Raw genomic sequence first — 21,880 nt, forward strand, 5'->3', positions numbered from 1 at the left:
GCAGTGACGAGGAGAAGCAGGATGGACCAGAACAAGGACCCGTTCGAGGAGTACGCGGTCGTCATCAACGGCGAAGAGCAGTACTCGGTCTGGCCCGTCGGCCGGACCGTTCCCGCCGGCTGGCACGAGGTGGGCGTCCGGGGAACGCGAACCCACTGCCTGGACCGCATCGACGAGCTCTGGACGGACATGCGGCCGCGCAGCCTGCGCGAGGCCATGGACGGCGACGTCGTCGAGGAAGCCCACGCATGAGCGAGCTCGCACTTCCCACCCGCGCCGACGTCGGTGACCGGGTCCTGATCCAGCGTGCCGCCGGCGGCACGCCGCGGTACCGCCTCGTCGCGCTGCACCACGCAGGGGGCGGAGCCGGGGCCTTCGCCCCCTGGATCCGCCACCTGCCGCCGGACGTCGAACTCTGTGCCGTGCGGCTGCCCGGGCGGGAATCGCGGGTCCGGGAGACCCCGTACCGCGACCACACCGAAGCGGTTGCCGAGATCGTGGACGTCCTGGCCCGACTCGAGCCGGCACCGTGGTGCCTGTACGGCCACAGCATGGGAGGCATGCTGGCGTACGAGGTCTACCGCGCGACGACAGGTCTCGGCCTGCCCGAGCCCCGCTGCCTCGTGGTCGGCGCGACCGCGGCCCCGCAGCGCAGGGACGGCCTCCGGCCCAGACTGCCGGACGGCCACACCAGGGCCGATCTCGTGGAGGTCCTGCGTGACTACGGGGGCACGCCGGCAGAGGTCTTCGACAACGACGAACTGCTCGGTGTCGTACTCCCCGTGCTGGAAGCGGACTTCACCCTGTTCGACGCCTACCGGGCACCGTCCGAGGCGCTGAAGGTCCGCTGTCCTCTCATCGCCCTCGCCGGAGCCCGGGACCACCTGGTCGCACCCGACGACGTGGCTGCTTGGGAGGAGTGCTCCGAGGGCCCGTTCGAGTACCGGCTGCTCGACGGCGCCGGCCACTTCTTCGCAGATTCGCACAGCGACCGGATCCTGCCGCTGTTCCAGCGCTGGACCCGTCCGGAGGTACGAGCATGAAGGACGAACAGCGGCCGTTGCCGCCCCTGACCCAGGCCGAGGGCGAATTCATCGACCGGTACCTCGCCGTGATCGACTCCCTGGCCCGGGTCAACCCGACCCGCGCGGAACACACGTACGCTGCCCTGCGTGCCGCTCAGACGCTCGTCCGGGAGGCCGAGGCACTGCGGGACGCCCTCATCACCATGCACACCCGGGGAGAGACCGAGGTCTTCAGTTCCACTCTGCTGCGGGCTATCCGAGAGCTGGACGGTGCACGCCGCGTGCAGCGCCTCGCCATTCCCGAGGAAGGCCGATGACCACACAGCGACCCGCCGAGGCACCGGACCCTCTCCGGCCCGCCGCCTCATCCGCCGCACGCGGCCCGCTCGCCGACGCCCGGAGAGCGGTGCTGGCGGCGAGGCTCCGGGCCGCGCGCCCCACGACGGAGCAAGGACCCGCGGACCCGGCCCGAACAGCCGACGGACGCCTGGTGCCAGCGTCGTCGGCCCAGCGCCGCCTGTACTTCCTCGACCGGTACCAGCCGGGATCGCCCGCCTACCTCGTCCCGGCGGCGTTCGAGTTACACGGAGCCCTGGACCGGGCCGTCCTGGAACGGGCGCTCAGCGAGCTCGTGCGGCGCCATCAGGCACTCCGTACGACCTACGAAGAGCGCGACGGCGAGCTGTTCCAGATCACCGGCGACCCGCAGCCGGTGGAGCTGGGCTACGCCGACCTGACCTCCCTCGCACCGGCCGAGCGCGCCGAACGGCTGCACCGGGCGGCTGCCGCCGAGCACCAGGAGCCGATGGACCTGGCCCGCGGACCGCTCTTCCGGACCTCGCTGCTCCGCACCGGCCCCGACACCCATCGCCTCGTGCTGGTGCTTCACCACATCTACACCGACGGGTGGACCTTGAGCCTGCTCGTCCGTGAATGCGTCAACCTCTACGAGGCGTTCGCCGCCGGATACGACGAGGGCTCGCTCGCGGCACCCGCGCTCCAGTACCCGCAGCACGCGCTGCGGGAACGCGCATGGCTTTCCGGCCCCGACGCACGCGCCGACCTGGACTGGTGGGTTCGCAACCTCCGCGACGTCACCCCGCTGGAACTCCCCGCCGACAGGCCCAGGCCGCCGACCCAGGGGTGGGCGGGCGCCCGTATCCGCTTCGACGTACCGGCCGCGCTCGCGACCGGGGCCCGAGCCCTCGCCGACCGCACCGGGACCACCCTCTTCCCGGTGCTCCTGGCCGTGTACCAGATCGCCCTGTCCCGCTGGAGCGGACGGCTCGCACCGGCGGTGGGCACACCCGTGGCGGGCCGCGTCACCCCGGAACTGGAGACGATGGCCGGCCTGGTCGCGAACACCCTCGTCCTGCGCACCGATCTGTCGGACGATCCCTCCTTCGAAACGGTGGTCGAACGCGCGGCGGACGCCCTGCTGGACGCCCACGACCACCAGTCGACGCCCTTCGAGAGCCTGGTCGACGTACTGGACGGGCATCGGGACCCCAGCCGTCACCCGCTCGTGCAGACCACCTTCACCCTGCAGAACGTCCCGCCGTTCACGCACCTGCAGATGGGCGGGACCTCCATGAGGTTCCTGGACATGGAGGGGGCCACCGCCAAGTTCGATCTGTCGCTGACCGTGTTGGAGACCGAAGGCGCACTGACCGGCGAACTGGAGTACAGCACCGACCTCTTCGAGGCAGCCACCGTACGGCGTTTCGCGGGACACTTCCTTACCCTGCTCGGCAGCGCCGTGCGCACGCCGATGGCACGCGCCGCGGAGTTGACGATGACCACGGAGGAGGAGACGCACGCCCTGCTCGCCGCAGGCCGGGGGAGCGATCTCGTCCCGTCGGTCTCCGCACCCGTGCACGAGCACGTGGCCCGGATCGCCCGGGAGGCTCCGGACACCCCGGCCGTCGTCGCAGGCGGCCGCAGCATCACCTACGCCGAACTGCAGGGCCGCGCGGCGGTTCTGGCCGCCCGGCTGCGGGAACACGGAGCCGGCCCCGAACAGCTCGTCGGCGTTTGTCTGGAACGGTCCGCCGAGCAGATCGTCGCCTGCCTCGCCGTCCTCATGAGCGGAGCGGCCTACGTACCGCTGGATCCGCAGTACCCGGCCGACCGGCTCGGCGCCATCCGCGAGAACACGGGCCTTGCCGTCGTGGTCACCGACCGTCGGCTGCGCCCCCGCTTCCCGATGGCCAGGCTCTCGGTCCTGTGCGTGGACGAGCAGGAGCCGGAGACGGCCGCGCCCACGGCCGAAGAGCCGACGGCGAGTGCGCCGATCCCGCACGGAACCCATCCGGACCGCCTGGCTTACGTGATCCACACGTCCGGTTCCACGGGCAGGCCCAAGGGCGTCGCCGTGACCCACCGCAATCTGGCCAATCTCGTCTCCTGGCACATCGACGCCTACGGGCTGCGCCGCGGCACCCGGACCACACTGGTCGCGAGCCCGGGCTTCGACGCGGCAGTGTGGGAGATCTGGCCGGCCCTGGTGGCCGGCTCCACTCTCCACGTCCCGGACGACGGCGTACGCGCGGACCCCGATGCGCTGGCCCGCTGGCTCGCCGACGAGTCCGTCGAAATCTGCTTCCTGCCCACCCCACTCGCCGAGGCCCTGCTCGACCGCGCGTGGCCGGCCGGGTCGACACTGAGGGCGCTGCTGACCGGCGGTGACGCGCTGGCCGCCCGGCCGGCGCCGGACGCGCCCTTCCGCCTGATCAACCACTACGGCCCCACGGAGAACACCGTCGTCGCGACGGCGGGCGCCGTGGCGGTGGGCGGGTCCGCCGCCGGGCCACGGCCAGACATCGGGCGCCCCGTAGCGGGGACTCAGGCGTACGTTCTGGACGGACGTCTGCGGCCGGTGCCGGCCGGCGTGGTGGGAGAGCTGTACCTGGGCGGTGCCCAGGTGGCGAGAGGCTACCTGGGCGCTCCCCGCCAGACTGCCGACTGCTTCGTCCCCGACCCGTTCCGCACCGACGGCGGCCGCCTCTACCGCACCGGGGACCACGCGCGCCTACTGCCGGATGGCCGGCTCGAGTTCGTCGGCCGCAGCGACGGGCAGGTGAAGATCCGCGGCTTCCGCATCGAGCTGGGAGAGGTCGAGGCGGCGCTGCGGAGCCACCCCGCCGTGGCCGACGCCGCCGTCACGCTCCGGGACGGGGACACACGGGAACGCACCCTCACCGGTCATGTCGTCCCCCGGGACGAGGCGTCGGTCCCCTCGCCGACGGAACTCCGCCAGCACCTTCGGCACCGGGTGCCGTCGTACATGGTGCCGAGCCGCTTCACCGTCGAGCAGGTGCTGCCGCTGACCGTTCACGGCAAGCTGGACCGCCGAGCACTCGGCAATTCTCTGTCCGTCCTCGATGAGGCCGCGGACAGCGAACCTCCGCGGGGCCCTTTGGAAGAGCGCATAGCAGAGATATGGTGCAGTGTCCTGGGTACGGCCCGGGTCGGCGCCCACGAAAACTTCTTCGACCTGGGTGGGCATTCTTTCCTTGCACTGCAAGTCCAGACCAGACTGCGTGAAATCTGCGGTGAAGTACCCGTGGTGGCGCTCTTTCAGTATCCGACCGTGGCTGCTCTGGCAGCTTACGCCCGGAGCGTAACGGAGGCCGGTTCCGGAACGGGCGGGCCGGTGGCGGAACAGGCAGGACACCAATGGCAGGAGAGGCGCCGTGCCGGGCTCTCCAGGGCAAGGGTGCGTACTGATCGCACGGTTGGGGGTTCGGCGTGACCTACTGAGCCCAGAGCGAAATATCTTGCCCGGCGGCAGCGTGTCCGCATACCCGTGACTAGGGTAGGGGTCACCTCGTGGGGGTGCTCGACATGGGCAACCCGTGTTCTACGTACAGGAGGAGAAGGAAATGGCCGAAATGCAGCCGTGGGGTTCGGGTGGATACCGGAACGCTTTAGGGCCGGCCGCGCGATATGTCGTCCCGCGATTCACGGAGCGGACCTCGCAGGGAATCCGTGAGTACGACCCCTACGCGAAGCTGTTCGAAGAGCGGGTAATCTTTCTCGGTTCCCAGATCGACGATGTGTCGGCGAACGACATCATGGCTCAGCTCATCTGCCTCGAGTCCATGGACCCGGACCGCGACATCTCCGTCTACATCAACTCGCCCGGCGGCTCATTCACCGCTCTGACCGCGATCTACGACACGATGCAGTACGTGAAGCCGGACATCCAGACGGTCTGCATGGGGCAGGCGGCGTCCGCCGCGGCTGTCCTGCTCGCCGCTGGTACACCGGGCAAGCGCATGGCACTGCCCCACTCGCGGGTCCTGATCCACCAGCCCTCCGGTGGCACCGGCCGGGAGCAGTTGTCCGACCTGGAGATCGCCGCCAAGGAGATCATCCGGATGCGCTCGCAGCTGGAGGTGATGCTCGCCCGGCACTCCTACAAGAGCGAGGAGGAGATCAGCGCGGACATCGAGCGTGACAAGATTCTCACCGCCGAAGAGGCCCTCGCCTACGGCCTGATCGACCAGATCCTCAGCACGCGCGACGCGGCGATGTCCGCGCGCTAGAGCCGCCCCGGCAAGCCGTCCGGCCGAGTCCGTCATCCGCTCGGCCGGACGTGTGCGGCCTCACGAGGGCTGCGGGCGGGGCTTCTCTCCTCGCTGTCGAGGTGTCTTGCGGCGCCTCCGGCCACCGATACGTCACCGAAGCCCAGCAGGCGCACGGCTCGGCCCGTCTTCCACGGGCCGGCTCCGTGCTGCCCGGAGAAGGGGATGCAAGCAATGACCATGTCCGAGGCGATACACGCGGGTGCGCCACCGGAGGTACTGGCCCGAACGCCGCTGCCGGACGAGTTCACGGCCGCCCACCTGCGGGTTGAGGACGAGACCGTGTTCGATGGCGTCGAGGACCGGGACGTCCGCAAGACCCTGCACGTCGGAATGGTGCCGATGCCCGAGCCGGCGCCCGATGAGGTGCTGATCGCCGTCATGGCGAGTTCGATCAACTACAACACCGTCTGGTCCGCCACGTTCGAGCCGATGTCCACCTTCAGGTTCCTCAGGTCGACTGGCAAGCAGGGGGGTTGGGCGTCCAGGCACGACCAGCCCTTCCACGTCCTGGGGTCCGATGCGGCGGGTGTGGTCGTGCGGGCCGGCAGTGCGGTGCGCCGCTGGAAGCCGGGCGACCACGTCATGGTCAACGCCGCCTGCGTGGACGACCAGGAGGCCGCCGTCCAGGCGGACGGCATGCTCGGCGAGCATCAGCTCGCCTGGGGCTACGAAACCAACTACGGAGGCCTGGCGCACTACACCCTGGCCCGTGCCAGCCAGCTGATACCCAAGCCCGCTCACCTGACGTGGGAGGAGGCGGCCAGCACACCCGCTTGTGCCGGAACCGCCTACCGGATGCTGGTGAGCGATCGCGGTGCCCGGATGAAGCAGGGCGATGTCGTTCTGATCTGGGGGGCCGCCGGTGGTCTCGGAGCCTACGCGGTCCAGCTCGTCAAGAACGGAGGTGGCGTAGCGGTCGGGGTCGTCGGCTCCGAGGAGAAGGCGCGGGCGGCGAAGGCGCTGGGCTGCGATCTCGTGATCAACAGACAGCAGATCGGCATCGGCGACGGAACGGGTGAGGACCCCGAGCAAGTCCTGGCTCAGGGACGGGCGCTGGGGCGGCTGATACGTGAGGGAGTCGGAGAGGACCCCCACATCGCCTTCGACCACGTGGGACGGTCCACCTTCGGTATCTCCGTGTTCGTCGTCCGGAGAGGCGGGTCCGTCGTCACCTGCGGGTCGAGCACCGGATACCAGCACCAGTTCGACAACCGCTACCTGTGGATGCGTCTCAAGCGCATCATCGGAAGCCACGTCGCGAACCTCCAGGAACAGGTCGAGTGCGCACGGCTGTTCACGCAGGGCGGCATCGTTCCGGCGCTGACCGCCCTGTACCCGTTGGACCAGGTCGGCGAGGCGACCCGCCTCGTCCAGCTCAACGAGCACATCGGCAAGGTCGGGGTCCTGTGCATGGCCGAGGAGTCCGGACTCGGCGTCACCGACCGAGCGCTGCGCGAACGGATCGGGGAGGAGCGGCTGACCCGGCTCCGCTCGTTCGCCGCGGCGGCCGGAGCGACGATATGAGGGCGGCCGTGGACGCGCCGGGAACCCAACCGGTCCATATCCTCGGCACCGGCTCCTATTTACCCGAGAAGGTCGTCACGAACGACGACATCGCGGCCCGGGTTCCGAACACCGACGCCGAGTGGATCCGCCGCAGGACGGGCATTGTCGAGCGCAGGTACGCCGCACCCGATGAGGCCGCGTCGGACCTCGCGGTGCACGCGGCCCGGTCGGCCCTTGCAGGGGCCGGACTCGACGCGGGACAGATCGACTACATCATCGTCTCCACCACCACCGGCGATGCGCCGATCCCCGCCACCTCCTCCCTCGTGCAACACGCCTTGGGTGCGCACAGGGCAGCGGCCTTCGACGTCAACATCGCCTGCACCGGGTTCCTCACGAGCCTGGAGATAGCACGGGCCTTCGTCAGAGTCCGTCCTGAGACACGGGCACTCGTGATCGGGACGGACGTCTACACCCGCTTCGTCGACTTCCAGGACCGCGCCACCGCCGTGCTGTTCGGCGATGCCGCCGGCGCCGTTGTCGTGGGCAGCCGGGAGGCCGGGGCGCCCGGGATCCTCGACATCGAGCTGGTCGGCCGCGGTGACGCCCACCACCTGATCGGAATGCCGGCCGGCGGCAGCCGGCGGCCGGCATCCGCGGCGACGGTGTCGGACGGCGGCCATGTGCTGCACATGCAGGGAAGAGCGGTCAGTGAGTTCGTCCTGGCCGAGGTGCCGCCCGTCCTCACGGACCTGATAAAACGATCCGGCTACGAACCCACTGACGTCGACCATTTCGTCCCGCACCAGGCGAACGCCGTACTCCTCGGCGAACTCGCCGAGAGGAGCGGTCTGGGCGGCGCCCGGATGCACCTTCCGCTGCGACACACCGGCAACATCGGCTCCGCTTCGGTCCCCGTCGCCCTGGACGAGGCGCACCGGTCCGGGGAGCTGAAGACCGGCGACGTCGTTCTGCTCGCGGGCTTCGGTGCCGGGATGGCAGCGGGGGCGGGACTGCTCCGGTGGTCCGTGCCGAACGGAGGCTCCGATGGATGACCGGTTGCAGCGGATCGGTGTGGTCGGGTGCGGCACCATGGGTGCCGGTATCGCCGAGTCCGCTCTCTCGGCCGGGCTGGACGTCCGCGTCGCCGTATCCTCGGCGGACGCCGTCGGCCGTGCGAGGGACCGGCTCTCCAAGGCCTTCGACCGTGCCGTTGCTAAGAAGCGCATGACCGCCGAGGAGCGCGCCGACTGCGAGAACAGGCTGAGCATCGTCCCGGACCTGTACGAGTTGGCGGACAGGCAACTCGTGGTGGAGGCGGTCGTCGAGGACCCGGCGGTCAAGAGCTCGGTGTTCAAGGCGCTCGACGCGGTCCTGGGGGACCCCGACTCCGTGCTCGCCACCACGACCTCCAGTCTCCTGGTGGCCGACCTGGCCGATTGCACCACCCGTCTCCCGTCGGTCATCGGCCTGCACTTCTTCAACCCAGTCACTGCGATGCCACTGGTCGAGGTGGTCCGGACGGCCCACACGAGTGCGAAGACCGAGGCCGCGGCGGAGGTCTTCGTCAGGGAATTCCTCGGAAAGCAAGTCATCCACGTTCAGGACCGGTGCGGCTTCGTCGTCAATGCCCTGCTGGTGCCCTACCTCATGGCAGCCGTGCGGATGTACGAGCAGGGCGTGGCCAGCGCGGAGGACATAGACCGGGGCATGACCCTCGGCTGTGGCCACCCGATGGGGCCGTTGGCACTGTTGGACATGATCGGTCTGGACACGATGGTGTCGGTCGTCCAGAGCATGATCGCAGGCTCGGACGATCTGGTGGCGGAGGTGCCGCCGTCGCTGATCGAGATGGTCGAGGAGGGGCGGACCGGCCGCAAGGCCGGCCACGGTTTCTTCCGGTACGGGCCATAATGGCGACCCACCAGGACGTTCCTGATCCGCATCCAGGAGTGAAGATCTAATCCGCGCCCTGGCCGGGCACTTGGAGCGACGGGACGCCTGACAGCCGGTCCCGTAAGCTGCTGGCACTCTTCCCGGTCGGAGCCCTTTCGCTGCCACTCACACCAGCGGCGATGGACGGGTGTCGCGCCCGAGTGACCCGGGCGCGACACCATCACATCTGTCCGGGCAGGGGCAGGGCAGGACGCGCATCGCGAGTACGGAGCCTTCCTGATGGATGGAGACGGGGCCCTCCCACTTCGAGTCCCATTCGAGAAGGGGCCACGTCCTCCGCTGGGCGTGGACCTCGGTGCGGTACCGCTCCAACTGGCCGTTCTCGAGACGGTGGAAGAGGTCCTTGGTAGCTCCGGAGAACGCCTCGCCCCGGGTCCTGTTGAGGCGGAAGACGTGATCGGTGCCGACGAAGTCGATGCCCTGGAGCTGAGCGTAGGCGTCTTGGACGTGTCGCTGGCGGCATGGATCAGGCCCGTGAAGCGGCGCTGTCCCTGCCTCTTGGTCAGGTAGTGCGCGGTGGCCCTGCCATCGCCGACGAGGGCCGTCAGGCCGACGGCTGCAGTCCGGGCGAGGACGCACCGAAACCACGGATAGTGCTCGGGGCTGGACGTGGAACCCGGCTCGGGCGCAGGCGGTCGTCGCCCTCGTGGGGTCGCTGGATTCCCGGGTAGATGTTCTCGTCGTCCGTGGGTTGATCGAGGTGGTTGTCGGGAGTGTCCAGCGCGCTGCTCAGTCGGCCGCCGGTTCCACGCGGCTGCAAGGCGTGCACCGTGAGGGGCCCTCGGCCGGAAGCTCCGTGCTGAACACCAAGGCCAGCGTCTGGTTCCATGCGCCGATGTGGACCGCCTGGACATGGGCGGAAGCGGACGCCAGCTGGGTGTGCGACATTGCGGCGTTGCTCTGGTTGCCTTTGAAGGCGATCGGGATGGCCAACGACGGCTCACTGGGCTTCCAGAGGGCGGGTGGTGTCCCGCGAGCGGGTCTGGCGCGGTGCCGGGCCCAGAGCGTGGAGTACGTCCCATGGAGTCAGTTGGAGCGACAGACCGAGTGACTTCACGGGCAGCGGCCGAAGCTCTGGTTTGCGGCGCAGAGGGGCCTGGTTCTTCTCCCGCTTGGCCTTGTCGTCCGCGGTCGCAGCCTTGGCAACGCTGCCCGCGAGGTCCGATGTCGAGTGAACGGCGACGGTCCACGGCTGCGCGAGATCCCTCAGCACGCTGCTCGCTTCAAGCTGCTTCCCCCTACGTTCGTACGGGTGGTACAGGCCGGTGTCGCAAGTTACGTGGGGGAGCAGGGGCGCATGAAGGGCGTAAGCGCGCACATCGTCGGAGTCGGTCCCACCCTGGGCCGGGGCCAGCCAGTCAGGCGTTGTCCTCCGCCATGCCGGCGTCCGTGCTGCTGTCGCACAGGGCGGCGAGGCAGCGCTCGGCGTCCAGGGCGGCTGCGCAGCCCGAGCCGGCTGCGGTGATGGCTTGGCGGTGGGGGTAGTCGACGATGTCGCCTGCGGCGAAGACGCCAGGGATGTTCGTACGGGTGGAGGGGGAGGCAGGCACAGGGACCGGTCCTGTGGGCCCTTACGGTCGGCCGCTGGGGACCGACACACCTGCGTGATGTGCCGTCAGATAAGTCAGCATCTGGTCAGCAACAGTCCCCCCACGTTCCGGACAGGCTGGCCGATAGGAAGCCCGGTCGGCAGCGTCACAACGGCCTGGTGTCCACGGAAGCGCAGGCCAGAAGCCCTCTCGTCCGAGGCAGTGGATTTTCCCTTCGATCTCCGTTCCGATGCCTGCCGGTGTAGAGTGCAGAACGCCCTTGACCTGCAGAAAGCTGGCAGGGAGCCGTCTTCTAGGAGCTCAAATTGCTGCGCACCATGATCAAGTCCAAGATCCACCGGGCCACCGTCACCCAGGCCGACCTGCACTACGTCGGCTCCGTGACCGTCGACGCCGATCTGCTCGACGCGGCGGACCTGCTGCCCGGTGAGCTCGTGCACATCGTGGACATCACCAACGGCGCGCGGCTGGAGACCTACGTCATCGAGGGCGAGCGCGGGTCGGGGGTCGTCGGGATCAACGGGGCCGCGGCGCATCTCGTGCACCCCGGGGACCTGGTCATCCTCATCAGCTACGCGCAGGTCGAGGACGTGGAGGCGCGGGCGCTCAAGCCCCGTGTCGTGCACGTCGACGGCGACAACCGGATCATCGAGCTGGGTGCGGATCCCTCCGCTCCGGTGCCGGGTACGGATCAGGAGCGCAGCCCCCACGCGGTCGCTGTCTGAGGGGAGCGGGAATCGTGGCGATCGAGTTCCAGGACGAGCGCAAGGCCGGGCGGCTCTTCGCGGTCGAGGACGGGGCGGTGGTCGGATTCATCGCCTACTTCGTGCTCGCCGAGGCGCCCCACGCCCTGGTGGCGGTGCACACCATCGTCGAGCCCGACCACGAGGGCCGGGGCATCGCCGGGGGGTTGGTGAAGACCTTCTACGGGATCGCCGCCGCCGAAGGGGTGCCCGTGGTCCCGCTCTGCCCGTACGCGGCCGGGTGGGCCGCCAAACACCCCGACCAGGCGCCCCAGGCGCCGGCCGAGGTCGTGGCGGCGGCCAAGGCCCGGCTCGACGCGGACTCCGACCTCTGGTGAGGGACCCGACGGCCCCCGGTCTCGTCCTGCTGCACACCTCGGCCGCGCACGTCCCGGTCTTCGACGCCCTGCGGGACCGGAACCACCCGGGGGCCGTCCTGCGCCACCTGGTGGTTCCGGAGCTGCTGGACCGGGCCCGGGTCGAGGGGCCGAGGGCGGTGGCTCCGGCGCTGCGGGAAGTGCTCACCGGAGCCGGAGCCGGAGCCGGAGCCGGGGTCGGAGCCGGAGTCGGAGCCGGAGCCGGGGTCGGAGCCGGGGGCGGGGCGGGTGCCGTGGCCGGGCGTGGCTGCGGGCCCGTGTTGGTCACCTGTTCCACGATCGGGGCGATCGCGGAGGGCCTGACTCCGGCGCTCGGCGCCCCGGTGCTGCGCGTGGACCGGCCCATGGCGGCCGCCGCCGTGCGCACGGGTGCGCGGATCGTCGTACTGGCCACCGTGGAGTCGACCCTCGCCCCGACGGCGGAGCTGCTGGCCGAGGAGGCCGGCGGGCGGCCCGTGTCGATCCGTACGCACCTGGTCGACGGGGCCTGGGAGCGCTTCGCGGCCGGCGACGCCGTCGGCTCCCTCGCCCTGGTGGCGGCCGCCGTCGACGCGGTCACCGGCGCGGACGCCATCGTGCTGGCCCAGGTCTCCATGGCCGGGGCCGCGGAGCTCGCCGCCACGCGGATCCCGGTCCTGTCCAGCCCCGCCGCCGGCCTGGCGGAGGGGCTGCGCCAGGTGGCGGCGTCGTAGGGGGCATTCCTCGGGGCAACGCGGGAAGGTGGTTCCTATGGTGCGAATGGTGCGAAAACCCGAAGAGACGCAGCCGCCGGTCCCCGAGCCCGAGCCGACTCCGGACCCCAACCCCTTCCCGGACCCCGGGCCGATCCCGCGCCCGGTCCCACCCGTGCCCGGCCCCTTCCCGGAGCCGGACCCGGTGCCTCCGCCGCCAGGACCCGCGCCGGTACCGCAACCCGGGCCCTGGAGCCGAGGACGCTCAGTTCGTCTGGACCTCCGAGCGGTCGCCGCTCCAGAGCGTGTGGAACGAGCCGGCACGGTCGGTGCGCCGGTAGGTGTGCGCCCCGAAGAAGTCGCGCTGCCCCTGGGTGAGGGCGGCCGGGAGCCGCTCCGCGCGCAGCGCGTCGTAGTACGCCAGTGAGGCGGAGAAGGCGGGAACCGGGATGCCGTGCTGCACGGCCGCGACCAGAACGGCCCGCCAGTCCTGCTGCGCCGCCCCGATCTCGCCCGCGAACTCCGCGTCCGCCAGCAGGCTCGGCAGATCGGGCCGCGCGTCGTACGCCGCGCGGATCCGGTCCAGGAACGCGGCCCGGATGATGCACCCGCCGCGCCACAGCGAGGCCACCGCGCCCAGGTCCACGCCCCAGCCGTACTCCTCGCTGCCGGCCCGGATCTGGTGGAAGCCCTGCGTGTACGAAACGATCTTCGATGCGTACAGGGCCTGCTCCACCTGGGCCGCGAACGCGTCCGCCGCCTCCGGGGACAGCGGGGCGGCGGCCGGTCCCGGGAGCCCGCGCGAGGCCGCGCGCAGGTCCGCGTGGCCCGAAACGGAGCGGGCGAAGACCGCCTCGGCGATGCCCGAGACGGGAACGCCCAGGTCCAGGGCGATCTGCACCGTCCAGCGGCCGGTGCCCTTCTGCTCGGCGGCATCGGCCACGACGTCGACGAACGGGCGGCCGGTCGCGGCGTCCGTGTGCGCCAGCACCTCCGCCGTGATCTCGATCAGGTACGAGTCCAGGCGCCCCCGGTTCCAGGTGCGGAAGGTCTCCGCGATCTTGTCGGGGGAGTAGCCCGCCACCTCGCGCAGCAGGTGGTATGCCTCGGCGATCAGCTGCATGTCGGCGTACTCGATGCCGTTGTGCACCATCTTGACGAAGTGTCCGGCGCCGTCGGGGCCCACGTGCGAGACGCACGGCGTGCCGTCCTTCGCCTTCGCCGAGATCTTCTCCAGCATCGGACCGAGCGACGCGTACGACTCCGCCGAGCCGCCCGGCATGATGCTCGGACCGAGCAGCGCGCCCTCCTCGCCGCCCGAGATGCCCGCGCCCACGAAGTGGATGCCCTGCTCGCGCAGCTCCTTCTCGCGGCGGCGGGTGTCCTCGAAGTGGGCGTTGCCACCGTCGATGATGACGTCGCCCTCCTCCAGCAGCGGGGCGAACTCGCGGATCACGGCATCGGTCGGCTCGCCGGCCTTCACCATGACGACCAGGCGGCGGGGGCGTTCCAGCGCGTCGACGAACTCCTTCGCCGACTCGGCCGCCACGAAGGTGCCCTCGTGCCCGAACTCCTCGACCAGGGCCGTGGTCTTCGAGGCGGTGCGGTTGTGGACGGCCACGGTGAAACCGTTGCGGGCGAAGTTGCGGGCGAGGTTGCTGCCCATGACCGCGAGCCCGGTGACGCCGATCTGGGCTGTGCTCGTGCTCATCGTTGCGCTCCTGCGTGCGTCGGTGTGCGGGGAACACCGACGCTACCCCGGTGCCGGGCCCGATGGATCTCCAACGCGTCGTGGCGGGGTCAAATCCCGCTGGAGTGCGCCCTGTTGCGCCCCTTGTCATGCCCTGGTCGGATCGTTAGGTTGTGGGATTCCTGATGTCTTCGATGGGGGCTCCCATGGGTGTACGGGGCCGGCACCGCCGGTATCAGCCGAGCAGCATCAACCGCGCTTCGCTCGTCGTCACCGCGGGCGGGGCCGGGATCGCGCTCCCCTTCATCGGCGCCGGATCCGCGCACGCCGCCTCCGTGGACACCTGGAACAAGGTCGCCGCCTGCGAGTCGTCGAACAACTGGCACATCAACACCGGCAACGGCTACTACGGCGGCCTCCAGTTCAGCCAGAGCACCTGGCGGGCCTTCGGCGGCACCGCCTACGCCGCCCGCGCCGACCTGGCCACCAAGGACCAGCAGATCGCGGTGGCGGAGAAGGTGCTGAAGGGCCAGGGGCCGGGAGCCTGGCCGAACTGCGGCAAGGCGGCCGGGTTGTCGCGAGGGGGACAGACACCCACGGTCACCCCCCAGGGCAAGTCCCCGCAGCCGCAGCAGAACGGGCAGTCCGCGCGGCCGCAGACCAAGGCGGTCCCGGCGCAGGGCACGACGCCGCGCCCCACCGGGACCTCCGTGCTGCCGAACCCGTACGTCGTCGCGCCCGGCGACTCGCTCTCCGCGATCGCCACCGAACAGCACGTCGAGGGCGGCTGGCAGGCGTTGTACGAGACCAACCGGGCCACCGTCGGCGGCAACCCGGACCTGATCTTCCCGGGGCAGCGCCTCACCCTGCGCGTGACCGCCGGCCCGGCGCCGGCCGCGCCGCCGTCGCAGAACCCCGAGAAGCCGCCGCGCACCGCGGAACCCGTGAAACCGGTGGAGCCTGCGGCCGCGAAACCCGCCGAGAAGCCCGCCGAAAAGCCGGCCGAGAAGCCCGCCGAAAAGCCGGAGTCAGCGAAGCAGCAGTCCGCCGGCGGTTTCTCCGCCCCCGTCGACGCCGCCATCGGCACGCGCTACCACGTGGCGGGATCCTCGTGGTCCAGCGGCTACCACACGGGCGTCGACTTCCCGGTGGCGACCGGTACGACCGTCAAGTCCGTCGGCCCGGGCCAGGTCGTCTCCGCCGGTTGGGCCGGGGCCTACGGATACCAGGTCGTCATCCGGCACACCGACGGCCGGTACTCCCAGTACGCCCACCTCTCCGCGCTCGGCGTCAAGGCCGGCCAACAGGTCTCCGGCGGCCAGCGCATCGGCCGCTCCGGCTCGACGGGCAACACCACCGGCCCCCACCTCCACTTCGAGATGCGCACGGGACCCGGCTACGGCACCGACATCGACCCGCTCAAGTACCTCCGCTCGCACGGGGTCGACATCTGACCCCCGCACGTGCGGCGGCACCGAAGTCAGCAGGATCAGGCCCGCGGCCGCCGTCAACGCGCTGAACAGCGCCGCCGTCGTGCCCAGGGCCCCGAACCGGAAGCCCTCGCCGAACAGCGTTATGCCGACCGTTGCCGCGACCACCGGATTGACCACGGTCACCGTGGCCAGCGGCGCGGTCAGCCCGGCGCCCCGGTAGGCGGCCTGTGAGAGCAGCAGGCCGCCGGCCGCCAGTACCGCTATCGCCGCGAGGTCCGGCCACAGCGCCCCGAACGCACCCCGGCCCGCGGACTCGGCCACGGACTTGGTGAACACCGAGGCCATGCCGAAGGAGGTGCCCGCCGCCGCGGCCATCAGCACGGCGCGCAGCACCGCCCGGTGCACCCGGTGCGCCGCCAGGAACAGCACGGCCACGACCGACGCGGTCACCACGAGCAGCAGACTCGACTCGGAGTGCGCCGGCGTCCGTTCCGCGCGTGCGTTCCCGCCGGTCAGGGCCAACAGGCCGGCCAGACCCACCGTGGCCAGCACCGCACCGCGCCACGCCGCCGCACCCGCGCGGCGCCCCACGAAGACGGCCGCCATGGGCAGCGCGAAGACGATGGTGAGGGCGCCGAGCGGCTGGACGAGACTGAGCGGACCGTACGCGAGGGCCGCCACGTGCAGCAGCGCACCGAGGCCGTTGAGCCCGACCGCCACCCACCAGCCGGCACGGCGCAGGGGCGCGTAGGGCCGGTCCGGCGTGCTCACCGCCACCCGTTCCTGGACGATCGCGCCGCCCGCGTACGCGACGGCGGACACGAGACAGAGCAGGACCGACAGCGCCAGTGCACTCATGAAGTCCACAATGCCCGACCCAACTGCGCTATTCCTCCGCCCACAGGGGGTCACGAGTCGTACTCCGGACGTAGTACAGGAGTACTCGATCACGCGCTCCCGGAAGGGCGCGCGGCGCCGGATCCGGCGCACGGGGTGACGCTCCGGTCGCGGTGCGTGAGGGTCGCGTGACGGGTTTGGTTCCGGCCGCATCGGATCCGTACAGTTTCCCTTTTGGGACTTCCGCAGCAGGCGGATGCGGACGAGTGATCAAGGAACGGGCAGCGGCCATGACGGTGACCGACGAAACCAACGACCACGCGCAGGCGTACGGGCCCGGCATCGATCCCGAGCGCCTCGCCGTCTGCCTCAGCGTGCTCGACGAGCTCGACAAGATCGACGTCGACCACCCGGACGCCATCACCGTACGCCGCGCCACCGCGGGCATCTACCGGACGGTCAAGCAGCGCCGCCGCCAGGAGCGCCGCGCCGCCAAGACCGCCAACGACAAGGCCGTCACCGAGGCCACCGCGACCGGCTCCGCCGAGCGCATCGACGACGAGACCGAGGGCATCCTGCCCTCCTCGGTCACCGAGGCCGGCCGGATCGCCGGGATACTCCAGCGCCCGCGCTCCTGCTACATCTGCAAGACGCGGTACGTCGAGGTCGACTACTTCTACCACCAGCTCTGCCCGGGCTGCGCCGTCGAGAACCGCGGCAAGCGGGAGGCCCGCGCCGACCTCACCGGCAAGCGCGCGCTCCTCACCGGCGGCCGGGCCAAGATCGGCATGTACATCGCGCTGCGACTGCTGCGCGACGGCGCCCACACCACGATCACCACGCGCTTCCCCAAGGACGCCATCCGCCGCTTCAAGGCGATGGAGGACTCCGCGGACTGGATGCACCGCCTGGAGGTCGTCGGCATCGACCTGCGCGACCCGGCCCAGTCCGTGGCGCTCGCCGAGCAGGTCGCGGCGGCCGGCCCGCTCGACATCCTGATCAACAACGCGACGCAGACCGTGCGCCGCCTGCCCACCGCCTACGCGGCGCTGGTCGAGGGCGAGAGCGCCCCGCTGCCCGCCGGCGAGCTCCCCGCCCACCACGTCATCGGCGCCTTCAACTCCGGCGCGGTCGACGGCCTGGCGGCGCTGCCCGTCGGCGTGAGCGGACTCGAGGCGCAGAAGGTCGCCGACCTCGCCCTGGTCGCGGGCAACGCCAGCCTGGAACGGCACATCGCCGGCACCGCCATCGACGCGGGCGGCCTGCTGCCGGACGTCGTCGACACCAACACCTGGGTGCAGACCATCGACCAGATCTCCCCGGTGGAGCTGCTCGAGACCCAGCTGTGCAACTACACGTCGCCGTTCATCCTGATCAGCGCGCTGCGGCCGTCGATGGCCGAGGCCGCCCGCAAGGCGGCCAGCGGGCGGGCGTACGTCGTGAACGTCTCGGCGATGGAGGGCGTCTTCAGCCGCGGCTACAAGGGCGCGGGGCACCCGAACACCAATGCCGCCAAGGCCGCCATGAACATGGTGACGCGGACCAGCGGCCAGGAGATGTTCCAGACCGACCGCATCCTGATGACCTCGGTCGACACCGGCTGGATCACCGACGAGCGCCCGCACTTCGACAAGCTGCGCCTCGCCGAGGAGGGTTTCCACGCCCCCCTCGACCTGGTCGACGGCGCCGCCCGCGTCTACGACCCGGTCGTCCGCGGCGAGGCCGGCGAGGACCTGTTCGGCGTCTTCCTGAAGGACTACGCCCCCGCGAACTGGTAGTCCGCCCCGGCCCCCGGCCCTCGGGCCCCGGGCCCGGCCCCCGGCCTACGGGATCCCCGCGATCGACCCCCTCGGCGAACCGAGGGGGTCGTCGCCGTTCAGGGGCCGTGCCGGGCGGGCGTGCCGGGCGGGCCGGTAGGCCCCGGCCGCGACCAGCTCCAGTACCGGCTGCCAGTCCTCCAGCACGCCCGCGTCGAGGCCGGTCGCCGCGGCGACGTCCCGGGCCTGGCGCAGGGTCGCGGCCGCCTCCCGGACCTCCGCCGTCGCTCCCGCCGGCTCGATCCCCGTGATCCCGGCGTCGCCGGCGTTCCCGGCGAGAGCGAGGAGCAGGGCCACCCGTGCGCCGAGCAGGGGCCGGACCGCCATCGCCGCCGCGTAGTCGGCGCGAAACGCGCGGTCACCCGGACAGAGCAGCGTTCCGATCTCGTGCACCAAGCCCGCGACCTGGAGTTCCTTGTCGAAGGGATGCGAGCGCCGCAACAGGGCGGCGGTCCCGAGACCCCGGCCGCCGCGGCACGCGTGCAGAAGATCCATGAGCTCCACCACGCTTGTGACGCAAGGGACTTCGGACCCCGACACCCCGGACCTGGCCACTGCCGTTCCTCTCCGTAGCACCGCGTACACCCGCCATCGAGCAGACCACCCGCCCGGGACCCGCCGTCCTACGACTTGCTGAATTCGCGGCGAAACTGGGTGGACGGAGCGGATTTTGCCTTTCCATCGAGCGGGGGTCCGCTCATATGTGTACTCTGGGGCATCAAGACGGCCCCATCCGGGCCGCGCTCCATAAAGGCGCCACCGCGTCCGGAACCCATTCCCTCCCTGCCCGGCGCGGTCAGCCCGCCGGGTTACGCGACACGAAGGAGTGCGCGGTGACTGAGAAGACGAAGCCCGAACCGGAGTTGCTGGAGCGACCGGCCTCGCGCCGCAAGACGCGGTCCGACGAGCTCGGAAGCCTCGAAGTGTGGGCACGCTCCGCCCCGATCCGTTTGGCGGGGTACGAGGACGACCTGGCGGAATCGCACATCCTGCCCGGCATCGACTGACGCGAAGCAGCACCAAGCGCCCCCGTGCCTCCCGCGCCGGGGGCGCTGCCCCTGCCCGGACCCCGACCGTCCCCACCCCGGCGTCCCGTCCCAGGGCGTCCCGACTCCCGGGCTGCCCGGGGTCAGGCCTGGTCGGCGCGAGGGTCGATCGTCCGAGCGGGCCGTCGAGTTCCCCGAAGCCGTACGCCGTGAGCGTCATCGCCCAGAGCGATCACGGGTTCCGTCGCCCCCTCCGCCCGGGCAGGCTGCCTGCATGAAACTCCTGATGCTGGGTGGTACCGAATTCGTCGGACGCGCGATCACCGAGGACGCCCTCGCCCGGGGCTGGGAGGTGACCGTCTTCCACCGCGGACACCACGCGCCCCCACCGGGCACCACCGCCGTGCACGGGGACCGGACGGCCCCCGGAGGCCTGGACGCCCTCGCCGAGGGGGAGTGGGACCTCGTCGTCGACACCTGGGGCGGCGCCCCCACCGCCGTACGGGACAGCGCCCGACTGCTGCGCGGCCGGGCCGGCGGGTACGTCTACATATCCACCCGCTCCGTGTACGCCTATCCCGCTCCGCCCGGGCTCGCCGAGGACGGGCCGGTCGTCGACGGCTCGCCCGACGCGCCCGAGACCGCCTACGCGCAGGACAAGCGGGGCGGTGAACTCGCCGCCCTGGACGCCTTCGGCGAGCGCGCCCTGCTGGTGCGCGCCGGGCTGATACTCGGCCCCTACGAGAACGTCGGCCGACTGCCCTGGTGGCTGAACCGGATTGCCCGCGGTGGCCCCTTCCTCGCGCCCGGACGCCCTGGGCAGCCGCTCCAGTACATCGACGTGCGCGACCTCGCGCGCTTCTCCCTCGATGCCGGCGCGGCCGGGCTCGGTGGCGCCTACAACGTGGTCTCCCCTGCCGACCACACCACCATGGGCGGCTTCCTCGACGCCTGCGTCACCGCCACCGGCGCGCAGGCCGAACCGCGCTGGACCGACGCCGCGGTCATCGAGAAGGCCGGCATCGAGCCGTGGACCGAGCTGCCCGTCTGGCTCCCCGAGGGCGAGCTGCACGACTACATGTGTCGCGGTGACGTGACCAAGGCCCTGGAGGCGGGTCTCGTCTGCCGCCCCGTGGAGGAGACCGTGGCCGACACCTGGGCCTGGCTCCGGTCACTGGGCGGAGTCGCCCCGCAACGGTCCGACCGCCCGCAGAAGGGCATATCGGCCGAGCGGGAGGCGGCGCTACTGGGGCTCTGACCGGGCGGCCTGCGCGAGCCGGGTCGGCGGCAGGTACTCGCGCACCAGCGTGCGGTGCCACCAGTCGCCCGTCTCGCGCAGCTCCCGCCAGGTCGTGTAGCGGTAGCGGTAGAGCCGAGCCCGGACGTACCGGGGCGGGGCGTCGGGGAACGGGTTGTGGCGCAGCAGTCGCAGCGTGTCGCGGTCGCCCGCCAGCAGCCGCTCCACGAACGGCCCGAACCAGTCCTCCGCGTAACCGGGAGAGATCGCCGCGAACCACATCAGCCAGTCCAACCGCAGGTGGTAGGGGGCGAACTGGCGCGGCAGTCTGTGCGGTTCCCCCGGCTTGCCCTTGAAGCCGTACTCCCGCCAGGAGTCCTCGTCCAGGGGCGCCCGGTGGGCGCTGCCCGCGCTCGTGCCCTCGACCGCCACCTCCATCCGGACCCGGCCGACCGAGCCGAAGGCCCCGTAGGTGTTGACCAGGTGCAGGGAGTCGAAGGAGCGGTTCATCACCTGCCGGCGGGAGATCATGTTGAGCACCGGGTGACGGCTGAGGAACAGCACCAGGGCGGTCACCGCGCACACCACCACCACGTACCAGAGCGGCGCCTCCCGCGAGGCGGCGGCCGGGGGAGCCCCCGCGATCCCGGTGAAGTCCACGGCGGCGACCGCCACCGTGATGGTGATCCAGTTCAGCCAGGCGAAGTTCCCCGACAGCACCAGCCACAGTTGCGTCGCGATGACGATCCCGGCCGCGTACGAGGCCACGGGCTGCGGGGTGAAGAGCAGGACCGGGACGACCAGTTGGGTCACGTGGTTCGCGGCGCACTCCACCCGGTGGAGGGGTTTGGGCAGATGGTGGAAGAACCAGCTGAGCGGCCCCGGCATCGGCTGCGTCTCGTGGTGGAAGTACAGGCAGGTGAGCTTGCGCCAGCAGGAGTCCCCGCGCATCTTGATCAGCCCCGCCCCGAACTCGACGCGGAACAGCAACCACCGCAGCAGCCACAGCACCAGCACCGGCGGCCCGGCGCGCGCGTTGCCGAGGAAGACGGCGAGGAAGCCCACCTCCAGCAGCAGCGACTCCCAACCGAAGGAGTACCAGGTCTGCCCCACGTTCACGATGGAGAGGTAGAGCAGCCACAGCACGGCCCACATTCCCATGGCCGCAGGCAGTGGCACCTCGTCGCCCGCACCGACGGCGAGGGCCGCGGCGAGAGCGGCCCCGGCCCAGGCGCACCAGGCGAAGAGCCGGTCCGAGTAGCGCAGTTGGAACAGGCTGGGCGCGCGCCGGAAGGGCACGTACCGCACGTAGCGCGGCACGGGCAGCATGCCGTGCGCCCCGATCAGGGCCCTGAACTGAAGGGCGGCTCCGACGAAGGCGAAGACGTAGACGCCGGCCAGGGCCCGCTGGAAGACCAACCGGGCCAGCCAGTAGCCGGGCGCCGTGAACCAGTCCATCG

The 21,880-nt window shown here is 71.1% G+C and carries 19 protein-coding genes and 2 pseudogenes; 16 read left to right on the forward strand and 5 right to left on the reverse strand.

Features of this window, described 5'->3' with window-relative positions:
- The first annotated feature begins 21 nt into the window (after positions 1-21).
- The 9 genes from ACFYZL_RS38115 to ACFYZL_RS38155 all read left to right on the forward strand — a co-directional run bounded on the left by ACFYZL_RS38115 (position 22) and on the right by ACFYZL_RS38155 (position 10,130).
- A complete protein-coding gene (locus ACFYZL_RS38115) occupies positions 22-252 on the forward strand; it encodes an MbtH family protein (protein WP_388685504.1) in 231 nt (76 codons plus the stop codon).
- Positions 249-1,043: a thioesterase II family protein gene (locus ACFYZL_RS38120; RefSeq protein WP_388685507.1), complete on the forward strand. Its 795-nt coding sequence runs from the start codon at positions 249-251 to the stop codon at positions 1,041-1,043. Before ACFYZL_RS38115 ends, ACFYZL_RS38120 begins: the two co-directional genes overlap by 4 nt.
- A complete protein-coding gene (locus ACFYZL_RS38125) occupies positions 1,040-1,342 on the forward strand; it encodes a hypothetical protein (RefSeq protein WP_388685510.1) in 303 nt (100 codons plus the stop codon). The genes ACFYZL_RS38120 and ACFYZL_RS38125 overlap by 4 nt, the downstream gene beginning before the upstream one ends.
- Positions 1,343-1,515: 173 nt before the next feature.
- The gene (locus tag ACFYZL_RS38130; protein WP_388685513.1) at positions 1,516-4,779 is read left to right on the forward strand and encodes an amino acid adenylation domain-containing protein; all 3,264 of its coding nucleotides are present in this window, start codon (positions 1,516-1,518) and stop codon (positions 4,777-4,779) included.
- 139 nt (positions 4,780-4,918) lie between these two features.
- The gene (locus ACFYZL_RS38135; RefSeq protein WP_388685552.1) at positions 4,919-5,575 is read left to right on the forward strand and encodes an ATP-dependent Clp protease proteolytic subunit; all 657 of its coding nucleotides are present in this window, start codon (positions 4,919-4,921) and stop codon (positions 5,573-5,575) included.
- Between the two features lie 204 nt (positions 5,576-5,779).
- Positions 5,780-7,141 carry a crotonyl-CoA carboxylase/reductase gene (gene ccrA / locus ACFYZL_RS38140; protein WP_388685516.1) on the forward strand — a complete coding sequence of 454 codons (1,362 nt, stop codon included), beginning with the start codon at positions 5,780-5,782 and terminating at the stop codon, positions 7,139-7,141.
- 8 nt (positions 7,142-7,149) lie between these two features.
- Complete coding sequence (locus ACFYZL_RS38145; RefSeq protein ID WP_388685519.1) at positions 7,150-8,178, forward strand: 3-oxoacyl-ACP synthase III family protein; 1,029 nt, start codon at positions 7,150-7,152, stop codon at positions 8,176-8,178.
- Positions 8,171-9,037, forward strand: coding sequence for a 3-hydroxybutyryl-CoA dehydrogenase (locus ACFYZL_RS38150; protein ID WP_388685522.1), 867 nt, complete (start codon positions 8,171-8,173; stop codon positions 9,035-9,037). Before ACFYZL_RS38145 ends, ACFYZL_RS38150 begins: the two co-directional genes overlap by 8 nt.
- 838 nt (positions 9,038-9,875) lie before the next feature.
- Positions 9,876-10,130 carry a hypothetical protein gene (locus ACFYZL_RS38155; protein WP_388685525.1) on the forward strand — a complete coding sequence of 85 codons (255 nt, stop codon included), beginning with the start codon at positions 9,876-9,878 and terminating at the stop codon, positions 10,128-10,130.
- A gap of 307 nt (positions 10,131-10,437) precedes the next feature.
- Here the strand turns inward: ACFYZL_RS38155 and ACFYZL_RS38160 are convergent.
- Positions 10,438-10,623 (reverse strand): annotated as a pseudogene (locus ACFYZL_RS38160) (thioredoxin-disulfide reductase); the annotation flags it as partial.
- 311 nt (positions 10,624-10,934) lie between these two features.
- Here ACFYZL_RS38160 and panD point away from each other — a divergent pair.
- Genes panD through ACFYZL_RS38175 form a run of 3 tightly spaced genes read left to right on the forward strand, consistent with a single transcriptional unit; the run spans position 10,935 to position 12,441 of the window.
- Positions 10,935-11,354 carry an aspartate 1-decarboxylase gene (gene panD / locus ACFYZL_RS38165; RefSeq protein WP_388685528.1) on the forward strand — a complete coding sequence of 140 codons (420 nt, stop codon included), beginning with the start codon at positions 10,935-10,937 and terminating at the stop codon, positions 11,352-11,354.
- An 11-nt stretch (positions 11,355-11,365) separates the two neighbouring features.
- On the forward strand, positions 11,366-11,710 hold the full coding sequence (locus ACFYZL_RS38170; protein ID WP_384746593.1) for a GNAT family N-acetyltransferase: 345 nt from the start codon (positions 11,366-11,368) through the stop codon (positions 11,708-11,710).
- On the forward strand, positions 11,707-12,441 hold the full coding sequence (locus tag ACFYZL_RS38175) for an arylsulfatase (protein ID WP_388685530.1): 735 nt from the start codon (positions 11,707-11,709) through the stop codon (positions 12,439-12,441). The genes ACFYZL_RS38170 and ACFYZL_RS38175 overlap by 4 nt, the downstream gene beginning before the upstream one ends.
- Before the next feature lie 244 nt (positions 12,442-12,685).
- Here ACFYZL_RS38175 and gndA read toward each other — a convergent pair whose 3' ends face one another.
- A complete protein-coding gene (gene gndA, locus ACFYZL_RS38180) occupies positions 12,686-14,131 on the reverse strand; it encodes an NADP-dependent phosphogluconate dehydrogenase (RefSeq protein WP_384746588.1) in 1,446 nt (481 codons plus the stop codon).
- 185 nt (positions 14,132-14,316) lie between these two features.
- Here gndA and ACFYZL_RS38185 point away from each other — a divergent pair, with 185 nt between their 5' ends.
- On the forward strand, positions 14,317-15,564 hold the full coding sequence (locus ACFYZL_RS38185) for a transglycosylase family protein (protein ID WP_384746589.1): 1,248 nt from the start codon (positions 14,317-14,319) through the stop codon (positions 15,562-15,564).
- Between the two features lie 24 nt (positions 15,565-15,588).
- Here ACFYZL_RS38185 and ACFYZL_RS38190 read toward each other — a convergent pair.
- Positions 15,589-16,401, reverse strand: a pseudogene (locus ACFYZL_RS38190) (DMT family transporter); the annotation flags it as partial.
- 269 nt (positions 16,402-16,670) lie between these two features.
- Between ACFYZL_RS38190 and ACFYZL_RS38195 the strand changes: the two are divergent.
- Positions 16,671-18,158 (forward strand): SDR family NAD(P)-dependent oxidoreductase, encoded by a 1,488-nt coding sequence (locus tag ACFYZL_RS38195; RefSeq protein WP_384746590.1) that lies wholly within the window; start codon positions 16,671-16,673, stop codon positions 18,156-18,158.
- A gap of 45 nt (positions 18,159-18,203) precedes the next feature.
- On the opposite strand, the gene ACFYZL_RS38200 is transcribed toward ACFYZL_RS38195, so the two are convergent.
- Positions 18,204-18,692 (reverse strand): hypothetical protein, encoded by a 489-nt coding sequence (locus ACFYZL_RS38200; protein ID WP_388685534.1) that lies wholly within the window; start codon positions 18,690-18,692, stop codon positions 18,204-18,206.
- Between the two features lie 338 nt (positions 18,693-19,030).
- Between ACFYZL_RS38200 and ACFYZL_RS38205 the strand changes: the two genes are divergently transcribed.
- Together ACFYZL_RS38205 and ACFYZL_RS38210 are read left to right on the forward strand one after the other, a co-directional pair.
- Entirely contained in the window at positions 19,031-19,204 is a 174-nt protein-coding gene (locus ACFYZL_RS38205; RefSeq protein WP_384589656.1) for a hypothetical protein, read from the forward strand.
- Between the two features lie 253 nt (positions 19,205-19,457).
- Entirely contained in the window at positions 19,458-20,441 is a 984-nt protein-coding gene (locus ACFYZL_RS38210; protein WP_388685537.1) for an NAD-dependent epimerase/dehydratase family protein, read from the forward strand.
- Here the strand turns inward: ACFYZL_RS38210 and ACFYZL_RS38215 are convergent.
- Positions 20,427-21,878 carry a lipase maturation factor family protein gene (locus tag ACFYZL_RS38215; protein ID WP_384755081.1) on the reverse strand — a complete coding sequence of 484 codons (1,452 nt, stop codon included), beginning with the start codon at positions 21,876-21,878 and terminating at the stop codon, positions 20,427-20,429. The genes ACFYZL_RS38210 and ACFYZL_RS38215 overlap by 15 nt on opposite strands.
- Positions 21,879-21,880: the final 2 nt, after the last annotated feature.

This window comes from Streptomyces sp. NPDC001717 (assembly GCF_042892775.1).
Classification (GTDB): Bacteria; Actinomycetota; Actinomycetes; order Streptomycetales; family Streptomycetaceae; genus Streptomyces.